The 9,078-nt window shown below is 33.1% G+C and carries 11 protein-coding genes, 1 pseudogene and 1 riboswitch; of the genes and pseudogenes, 8 read left to right on the forward strand and 4 right to left on the reverse strand.

The features are described 5' to 3' along the window. The first annotated feature begins 84 nt into the window (after window positions 1-84). Window positions 85-633, forward strand: coding sequence for an ATP-binding protein (locus Q0E86_RS10680; RefSeq protein WP_295757033.1), 549 nt, complete (start codon window positions 85-87; stop codon window positions 631-633). A 353-nt stretch (window positions 634-986) separates the two neighbouring features. Here Q0E86_RS10680 and Q0E86_RS10685 read toward each other — a convergent pair whose 3' ends face one another. From Q0E86_RS10685 to Q0E86_RS10695, 4 genes and pseudogenes are all read right to left on the reverse strand, one after another. After that, window positions 987-1,262, reverse strand: a complete 276-nt coding sequence (locus Q0E86_RS10685; protein ID WP_295757035.1) for a hypothetical protein — start codon at window positions 1,260-1,262, stop codon at window positions 987-989. A gap of 27 nt (window positions 1,263-1,289) precedes the next feature. After that, window positions 1,290-1,427, reverse strand: a pseudogene (locus Q0E86_RS11155) (ATP-binding protein); the annotation flags it as partial. Between the two features lie 364 nt (window positions 1,428-1,791). After that, window positions 1,792-2,196 carry a type II toxin-antitoxin system HicB family antitoxin gene (locus Q0E86_RS10690; protein ID WP_217799114.1) on the reverse strand — a complete coding sequence of 135 codons (405 nt, stop codon included), beginning with the start codon at window positions 2,194-2,196 and terminating at the stop codon, window positions 1,792-1,794. A gap of 35 nt (window positions 2,197-2,231) precedes the next feature. Beyond that, window positions 2,232-2,501 (reverse strand): type II toxin-antitoxin system HicA family toxin, encoded by a 270-nt coding sequence (locus Q0E86_RS10695; protein WP_367117398.1) that lies wholly within the window; start codon window positions 2,499-2,501, stop codon window positions 2,232-2,234. A 1,087-nt stretch (window positions 2,502-3,588) separates the two neighbouring features. Here Q0E86_RS10695 and Q0E86_RS10700 point away from each other — a divergent pair. The 7 genes from Q0E86_RS10700 (at window position 3,589) to cytX (ending at window position 8,841) form a co-directional block, all read left to right on the forward strand. Further along, window positions 3,589-4,317: a helix-turn-helix domain-containing protein gene (locus tag Q0E86_RS10700; protein WP_295757043.1), complete on the forward strand. Its 729-nt coding sequence runs from the start codon at window positions 3,589-3,591 to the stop codon at window positions 4,315-4,317. Between the two features lie 39 nt (window positions 4,318-4,356). Next, window positions 4,357-4,911 carry an ATP-binding protein gene (locus Q0E86_RS10705; RefSeq protein WP_295757044.1) on the forward strand — a complete coding sequence of 185 codons (555 nt, stop codon included), beginning with the start codon at window positions 4,357-4,359 and terminating at the stop codon, window positions 4,909-4,911. Between the two features lie 136 nt (window positions 4,912-5,047). Further along, window positions 5,048-5,407 (forward strand): helix-turn-helix domain-containing protein, encoded by a 360-nt coding sequence (locus Q0E86_RS10710; RefSeq protein WP_295757046.1) that lies wholly within the window; start codon window positions 5,048-5,050, stop codon window positions 5,405-5,407. Between the two features lie 6 nt (window positions 5,408-5,413). Further along, a complete protein-coding gene (locus tag Q0E86_RS10715; protein WP_295757049.1) occupies window positions 5,414-6,055 on the forward strand; it encodes an erythromycin esterase family protein in 642 nt (213 codons plus the stop codon). Window positions 6,056-6,069: 14 nt separating this feature from the next. Continuing rightward, window positions 6,070-6,417 carry an erythromycin esterase family protein gene (locus Q0E86_RS10720; protein WP_295757057.1) on the forward strand — a complete coding sequence of 116 codons (348 nt, stop codon included), beginning with the start codon at window positions 6,070-6,072 and terminating at the stop codon, window positions 6,415-6,417. 239 nt (window positions 6,418-6,656) lie between these two features. Further along, window positions 6,657-6,756, forward strand: a riboswitch (TPP riboswitch). Window positions 6,757-6,871: 115 nt separating this feature from the next. Beyond that, window positions 6,872-7,681, forward strand: coding sequence for a bifunctional hydroxymethylpyrimidine kinase/phosphomethylpyrimidine kinase (gene thiD, locus Q0E86_RS10725; RefSeq protein ID WP_217799309.1), 810 nt, complete (start codon window positions 6,872-6,874; stop codon window positions 7,679-7,681). Further along, window positions 7,678-8,841, forward strand: a complete 1,164-nt coding sequence (gene cytX / locus Q0E86_RS10730; protein WP_003865411.1) for a putative hydroxymethylpyrimidine transporter CytX — start codon at window positions 7,678-7,680, stop codon at window positions 8,839-8,841. The genes thiD and cytX overlap by 4 nt, the downstream gene beginning before the upstream one ends. Window positions 8,842-9,078 lie beyond the last annotated feature (237 nt).

Raw genomic sequence — 9,078 nt, forward strand, 5'->3', positions numbered from 1 at the left:
TGAATCATCCTCTTTCTATTGTACCACTGGTGTAAATTTTCTCTTTTTGACTAGTCCTATTTATATGCTAACATCAATTATATAGTGCTTGGCAGTGAAATTCATGTTGATATGTTTGATGATCGTTTAGAAATTGCTTCTCCAGGCGGTATGTTTGGAGGTGGAACAATTCAAGAATACGATATTTATAATATACGTTCTATGCGAAGAAATCCCGTAATTGCTGATTTATTTCATCGCATGAAATATATGGAAAGACGCGGAAGTGGTTTAAAAAAGATTATTAGCGAAACAGAAATGCTTCCAGGATATAAAGCTGAATTTAAGCCTAAATTTTCATCAACTGCAATGGATTTTAAAGTTACTTTGCAAAATTTAAACTATACTCCTCAAGTTAACCCACAAGTCACCCCACAAGTTAACCCACAAGTTAAAATTTCTAAACAAATATTAGAATTGTGTGTTGAGCCCAAGACAAAAAGAGAAATTACAACAGCTTGTGGATTTAAAGATATAAAATACTTTACTCAAAACTTCATTGCTCCACTTATGCAATCAGGACAGCTTAAGATGACTATCCCAGATAAACCAAATAGTAGAAACCAAAAATACATCACTACTAAGAATAAATGAGACAATACCAATCATCGTACAAACAAGCCCTTCCACACTATGTAGAAGGGCTTGTTATTTTAAGAATGTTCAATAATTTTTAAATAGAATCTAGCTAATTGTAACCTGTCATTCAAACTCGGAAAAGAAAGTTATAACGTAAACATTATTGTTTACTATATATACGCAAATTACACTATTTATATACAATTAACATGTATTATATATCTTTACTATTTTTATTGGTACCATTTTGGTAGCAGCTAGATACCTACAAACAAATTTAAATATGGTTTAAATTATTTCACACATATTCTCTTTTAAAAGCTACTATTTAAGTACTCTTCCACATCCATTATTTTGAGATTAATCTGTCAAAGTAACTTCCCAATAACCATTTTTCGGCGACCATGTCGTATAAGAATACCAAGCTCTTTTAATTTCTTAATATTACTTTCTATATTTCGACTGGCAATACCTATTCTATCAGCCAGTTTAATAATCTTTTGCTGTGTATCATTAAGTTCTACTTGTTGTTCTATTCCCGGTATTTCTCCGATGCTTCTCCGATGCTTCTCTGATGTTTCTCCGATGTTTCTGTTTTCTTCCATCATCGGAAATAAATTACGGAATAATTCTACGCGAAACATATTATCGAACTTCTGAAATCTAGGTTTCTAAAGTCCATACTCTTCAGCAGCGTTCAGGATTCTTTTTATTCCACTTCCCCATGCCTCAACGAGTCCCATCTGACTAAATATATTGGCAATGCCTTTATTACGGATTTTCGAATAATCCTTCACAACTTCCTCATAAGTTAATCTGTTATGTAAAGGTGAATTATCATTTTTATTATATAATCACTAATACTAGGAGGTATACTCATAAATATCGATCAAACTCCTAACCAGAATGATTTATTTATTGTTGAAAATGAAAAATGCTTGAACTAAAGAAAGCTCTACTTTCGATAGATGAAAATAGAGCATCAGAAAAAAATGGTTGCACGCTCGATGAATTAGAGGCATGTCTTAATGATGTGATTGAATCGTAAATTTAAAAATCCTCCGCACCGCAAAACTAATTACATTATCAATCTATTACGATTGGAGGATAGACTATAATATTATGATTATAATGTAGGTAAAATAATAAAACCTTATAAAGTTAATTTTTTGTTTAGCATAAATTTAATTGTTTTTTCAACGCCTCTTGCAACACCTGTGAAAAATTAATATTTTTTTCTAACGCAGCTGAATTAAGCCATGCAGGTAAAGTAACCGTTCTATGTACAGCTCTATTTATATTCGCTAATCGAATTGAAGGCATATACACATCTACCAATACAGCTCGTTCGTTCGATTCTAATACTACTTCATGCAATGGTGTTGCTTGTGGAATTGTTTCTCCATCTTCCTCCATACCAGCCAATACGACACCTAGTAATTCTCTAGCAGATAATAATGCATCTTCTTCATCTTTTCCACTAGTAGCTACATGAAGATCTGGAAAATCCACTGCGATTTCTTGGCCTTCAACATAAGTAAAAACAGCTGGATAAAAATAACGTTCGACTTTTTTCATAAAAAATTTTCTCCTTCTTTAAGTACGGGAGAGGACTAATCAAAAATTAGTCCCGATTGCTCCTCAATCCTCTTTAAAGTTTTTGGTGGTATGTCCTTGTCTGGATGCTTTACAGTTGTACGTCCTTTTTTAGTTGGATGTTTAAACTGATGATGCGACCCAACACAAGAAACCTCATACCAACCATCCTTTTTTAGAAGTTTGATAATCTCCCTTGAGGAAAAACTTTTTATTTTAGTTCCTCCACGCACAGTATAACACATACTATAATATGTATCAATCATTATAAAACTAACATCACTCATAAAATTTTTGCGACATTTTTAATTCTAACTTTTTTATTTGCACAGGAGTTAAATACATTACACTGACTACTCCTCCCGCAAATAGTGAGGATTCTGAACTGACAAAATTACGCGCATTTGTACATTATTTTCAAACTTTAAATTCCTGTTTTCTGTTGAAGAAGTAAATTCTACAATCAAGCACTTGCCACTTCTTCTAACACCAATAATCACCTTTATATTCTGAGTCTTTAACAATCTAATAAGTTGGTTTAAATATGAATCCCTTTTAATGTATTTTATAAGAACCCCATTACCAAAACTTTAATTTTTTTATAGTTTTGGTAATTGTTTTTACGTTTCTAAATTAATTCAGCAAACAAAAAGTCACATTTTTCAGACGACTATAACATTACATATAGCTACGGTTCTGAAAAATAGAAAATATCATTTTCTTGTTAATTCAGCATGTAGAATTCCCTATATTAGCCAAAAATGAAATTTTATTGATTTTGGCTAATATAATCTTTATAAGTGAATGATTTAACTCGGCATGCCGAGTTAAATGCCGAGTTAAAATTTATATAACCTGAATTATTCATGAAAATATATCATACATCATCTAATAAATAAATTCACAGTTGAAATTTTACAACGATAACAAATTTGATATTTGGTTATGACAAATACAGCTATTAGAAAAACAACAGGCAATCGTGTAGACTGCCTGTCATTTAAAATAATTCATTAGAAATTTTTTATTTATTCAAACTCGACCACTTTTTTTGTATATAAGCCTGAAAAAGCGCATAAAACGGCTTGTTTTAAACACTTGTAAACCGTGGCTTACAGGTGTTTTTTACCAATCTGTTTTCACACGTTGTCACGCAGCTCACTCCTTTTACATAACCAGTGATTCGACTGGTATGGGAAAGGAATTTTTATTATTGAAAAGCTAAGGTAAAAGAAATTGCTATGCAAAAAAAGAAAATAGTTAAGTAGAAATCAAATCTATTTCAATGGTATTATATTTTATAGAATTTAATAGGTAGTGCTTATATGTTTTAATCAAATTTTGCTGAATTCAAAGCGGAAAGGAGACCTTATAATGCTGATGGAGAATAATAGAACAGAATTTAAACAAGATTTAAACGATAAACTAGAAAAGGAAGTAGTTGCATTCTTAAATAATCGCGAAGGTGGAGTTTTATATATTGGCGTTGATGATAATGGTAAGGGCATTGGAGTTTCTAATTTAGATGATACTCAATTAAAAATTGCAGATCGAATTAAAAATAACATCCTTCCTTCTACGCTAGGATTATTTGATATAGTTACTGAAAATGTTGATAATGTAACCGTTATAAAAATATTAATATCTAGTGGACTAGAAAAACCTTATTACATCAAGAAAAACGGAATGTCTCCAAATGGTTGTTTTACAAGAACCGGAACTTCAACTCAACAAATGACCACTTCAATGATTGATGACCTTTATAGTAAAAGAATTCATACAACTTTAAGAAACATTCCTTCACCAAGACAAGATTTATCTTTTGCCCAATTGAAAATTTACTATCAAGAAAGAGGCCTTGAATTAAATGATAAATTCGCAAATTCTTTAGAACTGCTTACACCTGATGGCAAATATAATTACGTAGCATACCTTCTTGCTGATGAAAACGGTGTTTCTATTAAAGTTGCAAAATACGCAGGAACTGATAAAGTTGATTTGATTGAAAACGAAGAGTATGGGTACTGTTCTTTGGTTAAGGCAACATACAACGTGCTTGATAAACTAAAAATTGAGAATGCCACATTAGCGAAAATAACTTAGTCTGAAAGAATCGAAAAGAACTTAGTTGATCCAATTCCAATGCGTGAAGCTATTATTAATGCAATTATTTATTCTGATTATTCTAAAGAAATCCCTCCTGTTTTTGAGATTTTTGCTGACAAAATGGTCTTCACTTCATACGGTGGTTTACTTCCAGGGCAAAGTGAAGAAGATTTCTTCAGTTGTAGTAGTATGCCTAGAAATCGTGAATTAATGAGAGTATTTAAAGATCTTGGTTTAGTGGAACAATTAGGATCAGGAATGAGTAGGATTTTAAAAGTTTACAACAAGAACATCTGTAAAATTTCCGAACACTTTATAAAGGTAGAGTTCCCATTCTCAGTGCCATTAAATCTTTTATCTACCAACAACGGCGATATAAACGGCGATATAAATGGCGATATAAATGGCGATATAAATAGAGTTCTATTACTACTTGAGAAGCAACCATCTATTACTGCAAAGCAAATGGCAGAAGTGCTGCAAATTAGTCCTAGAAAAGTTAGCCGAATCATTAAAGAATTAAAAGAAAAAGAAATCATCGTTAGAATAGGTTCTAATAAAACAGGCTATTGGAAAATACAGCACAAATAAAAATTAAGCGTTGAAATTCAACGCTTTTTTAGACTTGTTATCAAACATGATTTACTAGCCAAGCAAGCCAACAAGTAATATCCTCTCGCCCCTTTTACATAACCAGTGATTCAACTGGTATGGGAAAGCTAACTATATGAAGTATAGTTTTGTTGGGGTTATTATTTGGGGAATTGTTTTGCTGATTGGATTAGCTGTGATTGCTGGTTTTATTACTTTATTGTTTTTTGGCATTAAAGCATTAAAGAAATACTTAAATGCAAAAGAAGTCAGAGAAGAAAAAGCAACAATTAAAAAGAGTCTTGGGGAAGTTATTAAGCAACATCGAGAAGAATGTAAAATGACACAAGAATTAGTTGCGGAAGCAATCGGTGTCAGCCGTCAGGCAGTATCTAAGTGGGAAAATGGAACTTCAGATCCAAGTACATCTAATTTAATTGCGATAGCGAAGCTGTTTCACATTACACCAGAAGAATTATTGAAAGAGGTGTTATAACGAATAATGAAGAAGAAGGTTTTGCTAATCAGTGCTGTTGTGATCGTGACTATATATGTGTTTACTTATTTTGGTGGATTTACTACGGGTAAATCATTAGATGTAAATGAATTTAAAGCGTATGCAAAAAGTGTTGATCAAATCTCTACTCCACAAGAATACAACATCATTGCTTTAGGTGAAGCAACACATGGAAACAAAGAATTTCAACAGTTAAAGTTAGAAGTATTCAAAAAACTTGTAGAAGAGCATCGTGTTCACAGTTTTGCTTTAGAAGGTGATTTTGGCGGGTGTGAAGAAGTGAATCAATATATTCATGGTGGAGAAGGAACACTGAAAGAAATTGTTCAAAAGATTGGTTTTCAAATCTACAAAACAGAAGAAATGATGCAATTGATTGAATATATACGGGAATATAATGAAGAAGAAGAAGAACAGCTGAATTTTTATGGTTTTGATATGCAGAGAATTAGATATTCTTTTGATGCGTTGAAAAAAGAATGTATTGCTGAAGGAGTTAATTTATCATTTTTGGATAATTTCATCATAGATGGTCAATGGAATCAAAATTATAGTTATGAAGAGAAAAAAGATTTACTGATGAAATTAAAAAAGACATTAGAATTGAAAGAGTTTATTGTGATTTGATTCATTTTGTAGATGTGTTATTACAGAATGTTGAAGTTTTACATAGAAAAGATACTTATGGAAGCTTATTAAGAGATCAGTATATGGCTGAAAATGTTTCTTGGATTTTGCAAAAGGAGCAGCAAAGAGGAAATGATTGTATTTTCATCAGTGGGCATAATGAACATGTTGCAAAATGGGGAAGTTATGACTCTATGGGGAAACTGTTATCAAATCAATATAGATATTATGTGATTGGAACAAACTTCTATAAGAAAAGATGCAATTTGCCTGAAGGAAATCATAAACGTACCATACAGACATTTTATTCTCATGATCCACTTGCAAAAATAGCAAAATTAGCCGGCTTTAAAATATGCTAGATTGATTTTTCTTCTCTTGAAGAAGGTACAGAAATTAAAAGGCATGCAGATGCATATACCTATATGGGAACGCTAGGAGAAAACTACTCTATCATGAATCGCTTCCTGCCTCCTAGCTATCGCATGTTTCAGCCACCCACAACGCTTTATGACAGTATGATTTATGTCTCAAATGCATCACCAACAAAGATTATTGAATGATTATTGATTTACATGTTACAAAGGAACTATAATAAACATGTTGAAAAATGGGGAGCTGAGTGGCTGAGAGTAGGTTCGACCTTGACCCTGAAACCTGATTTGGATAATGCCAACGTAGGGATGATATCTTTATTGTATGTTAGCTGCAGATTAGGTTTTCTGCAGCTTTTTGTTTTTTGATCAGAATATGGCGGCAAATTGGGGGCACCACCTTATGTCGCATTAAAAAAGTAATGCAGGAAGGAGATAGAAAATGAAAACAGCATTAACAATCGCTGGAAGTGATTCCAGCGGAGGCGCTGGTATCCAGGCGGATATCAAAACAATGTGCGCAAATCACGTATTTGCGACGAGTGCAATTACAGCACTAACGGCACAGAATACATTAGGTGTTACAGGAATTATGGAAGTAACACCAGAATTTCTTGGGGAGCAGCTGGATGCAGTCTTTACAGATATTTATCCAGATGCTGTGAAGATTGGAATGGTTTCTAGTTCTGATCTGATTCGTATGATTGCTTCAAAACTGCAGGAATATAAGGCAGCTAATATTGTTGTGGATCCGGTGATGGTCGCAACAAGCGGCGCAAAACTTATTAGTGATGATGCAATTGAAACATTGAAAAAAGAATTGTTGCCTTTAGCAACAGTCATTACACCAAATATTCCAGAAGCAGAAGTTCTAGCGGATATGAAGATTGCAAATGAAGAAGAAATGATTATCGCTGCTGAAAAAATTTCTAAGAAATTTGGATGTGCAATTCTGGTAAAGGGTGGTCATCAAATCAATGATGCAAATGATCTGTTGTATAGAGATGACGCATATACATGGTTTCATGGAAAACGTATTAACAACTCTAATACACATGGAACAGGATGTACATTATCCAGTGCTATCGCATCCAATCTTGCAAAGGGATATGATTTGGATACATCCGTAAAACGTGCAAAGGATTATATTTCTGGAGCATTGAATGCAATGCTTGATCTTGGTAAGGGATCTGGACCAATGGATCATTCATTCGCAATTGATAATGAATATGCAAAGGAGAATGTTCAATGAAGAAAACTTCTTTGTTTGAAAATGCATTGATCTGGTTTGGTGCAGGTGTTTCTATTGCAGAAATACTGACAGGTACATATCTTGCACCTTTAGGATTGAAAAATGGTATTTTAGCCATTGTGGCTGGACATGTCATTGGTTGTATCTTATTGTTCCTGGCTGGTGTTATTGGTGGGAAAATGCGCTTAAGTGCGATGGATTCTACAAAGATGAGCTTTGGACAGAAAGGTTGTCTTTTGTTTGCGGCATTAAATGTACTGCAGCTTGTTGGATGGACAGCAATCATGATTTATGATGGTGCACTTGCGGCAGATGGTATTATGCATACAGGTGCATGGATCTGGTGTTTGATTATTGGTATCTTGATTCTTGTATGGATTGGTGTTGGTATTACAAACCTTGGAAAAATCAATACAGTTGCGATGGTTGCTTTATTTGTTTTGACTTTAATGCTTAGCAAATTTATCTTCTTTGATGGAAACAGTGCAGTTGTATGTACAGAAGCAATGACGTTTGGTGCAGGTGTTGAACTTGCAATTGCGATGCCTTTGAGCTGGCTGCCTTTGATCAGTGACTATACACGTGAAGCGGAAGATCCTGTGAAGGCTAGTTTAGTTAGTAGTATTGTGTATGGAATCGTTAGCTGCTGGATGTATTTGATTGGTTTAGGTGCGGCTTTATTTACAGGAGAATATGATATTGCACAGATCATGTTGAAAGCAGGTTTGGGTATTGCGGGATTATTGATCATTGTATTCTCTACAGTTACAACAACATTCCTGGATGCTTATTCTGCAGGTATTTCTAATGAATCTATCGTGCCAAAGTGGAATGGAAAACACGTAGCAATGGTTGTAACTGTTGTTGGTACAATTGCGGCAATTGTATATCCAATGGATAATATTACTGATTTTCTGTATTTGATTGGTTCTGTATTTGCTCCTATGATTGCAATCCAGATTGCTGATTTCTTTATTCTAAAGAATGATAAAAGAAATGTAGAATTTGATGTACTGAATCTTGTATTATGGCTTGTCGGATTTGTTGTGTATCGCTGTTTTATGCAGATTGATACACCTGTTGGAAATACAATTCCATGTATGATCATTACAATTCTGTTAAGTGTTGTAATTCACAAGATTATCAAAAAGAACAATTAAAATATAGATTTATGAAAAAATGAAAAAGGATGGAATGGAATTCTTGAAAATGGACTTTATTCGATCCTTTTTATATTGACGGTACATATTTGCTTCAGTATAGTTGAACCTTAACTTTGCAGAATTTGTATAACTAAAAAATAAAAGAAGCATTAGTAGTTAAATTCACCAATGCTTCTGTCAATATATTTTTCATCCATATCAAATTGTTTTAATATCATTTTCTGCTTTGCAGTT

The sequence above is a fragment of the uncultured Holdemanella sp. genome (assembly GCF_934754935.1).
In the GTDB taxonomy this organism is placed as follows: Bacteria; Bacillota_I; Bacilli_A; order Erysipelotrichales; family Erysipelotrichaceae; genus Holdemanella.

Coding starts and splice junctions, on each gene's coding strand:
- Q0E86_RS10685 (WP_295757035.1), bottom strand. CDS start 1,262: ATGTTTCGCGTAGAATTATTCCGTAATTTATTTCCGATGATGGAAGAA.
- Q0E86_RS10690 (WP_217799114.1), bottom strand. CDS start 2,196: ATGAAAAAAGTCGAACGTTATTTTTATCCAGCTGTTTTTACTTATGTT.
- Q0E86_RS10695 (WP_367117398.1), bottom strand. CDS start 2,501: ATGAGTGATGTTAGTTTTATAATGATTGATACATATTATAGTATGTGT.
- Q0E86_RS10700 (WP_295757043.1), top strand. CDS start 3,589: ATGCTGATGGAGAATAATAGAACAGAATTTAAACAAGATTTAAACGAT.
- Q0E86_RS10705 (WP_295757044.1), top strand. CDS start 4,357: ATGCGTGAAGCTATTATTAATGCAATTATTTATTCTGATTATTCTAAA.
- Q0E86_RS10710 (WP_295757046.1), top strand. CDS start 5,048: ATGAAGTATAGTTTTGTTGGGGTTATTATTTGGGGAATTGTTTTGCTG.
- Q0E86_RS10715 (WP_295757049.1), top strand. CDS start 5,414: ATGAAGAAGAAGGTTTTGCTAATCAGTGCTGTTGTGATCGTGACTATA.
- thiD (WP_217799309.1), top strand. CDS start 6,872: ATGAAAACAGCATTAACAATCGCTGGAAGTGATTCCAGCGGAGGCGCT.
- cytX (WP_003865411.1), top strand. CDS start 7,678: ATGAAGAAAACTTCTTTGTTTGAAAATGCATTGATCTGGTTTGGTGCA.